Origin of the sequence: Brachybacterium sp. AOP25-B2-12 (assembly GCF_052378625.1) — a bacterium.
Classification (GTDB): Bacteria; Actinomycetota; Actinomycetes; order Actinomycetales; family Dermabacteraceae; genus Brachybacterium.
Window position 1 is genome coordinate 1 of record NZ_JBQSXW010000064.1, and the last position, 1,247, is coordinate 1,247.

At 67.4% G+C, this 1,247-nt stretch carries 1 protein-coding gene; it reads left to right on the plus strand.

Annotated features, from left to right (window positions below; all coding sequences use genetic code 11):
• Positions 1-83 precede the first annotated feature (83 nt).
• A protein-coding gene (locus ACT3TZ_RS15145; protein ID WP_444584240.1) for an IS3 family transposase occupies positions 84-1,231 on the plus strand; the annotation gives its coding sequence in 2 pieces (ribosomal slippage) (positions 84-354 and positions 354-1,231; 1,149 coding nt in all).
• The last annotated feature ends 16 nt before the right edge of the window (positions 1,232-1,247 follow it).

The window sequence follows — 1,247 nt, forward strand, 5'->3', positions numbered from 1 at the left end:
TGGGCTGACCCCGTGATGTAGGTCCAGTCGTTGTGTGAGTCGTCTTGATGCTCGCTGCTGCGGGCAGGAAGACTGGTCTCATCATGACGAACACGAGGAAGCGGCACACGCCTGAGCAGGTCGTGCGCAAGCTCGGACAGGCCGACCGGATGCTGGCCGATGGCGCGGACGTCGCGGCGGTGTGCCGCGAGCTGGGCGTGTCGGAACAGACGTACTACCGGTGGCGCAACCAGTACGGCGGGCTCAAGGCCGACGACGCCAAGCGCCTCAAGGAGCTCGAGAAGCAGAACGCCACCCTCAAGCGTCTGCTCGCTGAAGCAGAGCTGGAGAAGGCGGCGCTGAAGGAGCTGGCAGAGGGAAACTTCTAGGCCCGGGCAGGAGGCGCGCCGCCGTCGCTCACCTCATCGCGAAGATGCGGGTGAGCGAGCGGATGGTGTGCCGGCTGACCGGGCTATCCAGGTCCGCCTACCGGCGCACCCTCAAGGCCGCTACCGTCGCCGACCCCGACGCCGCCTTGCGTGAATGGCTGCGCGGTTACGCGAAGAAGCACCCCCGCTGGGGCTACCGGCGCGCGTACCACGACGCCCGCGGCGAGGGCTGGCAGGTCAACCACAAGAAGATCCAGCGGCTATGGCGCGAGGAAGGCCTACGCGTGCCCCAGCGACGTCGCCGTAAGCGCATCGGCTCCTCGACCGCGGACGCCCCCAAGGCGTGCGCCCCGAACGTGGTGTGGGCCATCGACTTCCAGTTCGACGTCGACGAGGCCGGGCGTCCGATCAAGATCGCGTCGATCGTGGACGAGCACACCCGGGTCTGCCTCGGCGGGCTCGTGGAACGCTCCATCACCGCCGACCGTCTCACCGACCATCTCGACGACCTCGTCAAGCTGCACGGCCCGCCCGCGGTCCTCAGAAGCGACAACGGGCCCGAGTTCATCAGCCAGGCGATCGCCGACTGGGCCGGCACCCGCACCGGCTTGTCGTACATCCCGCCCGGCTCGCCGTGGCTCAACGGCTACGTCGAGTCGTTCAACTCCCGCCTGCGCGACGAGTGCTTGAACATCAACAGCTTCTACTCACTGCTGCACGCCCAGGTCGTCATCGGCGACTGGAAGGTCGAGTACAACACCGTGCGACGCCACTCGGCGCTGGGCTACCTCACCCCGGCCGACTATGCTCGCCACTGCACCCACGAAATGGAACCCGACGACTCACACAGAGACCGGACCTAACAACGGGGGCGGCCCA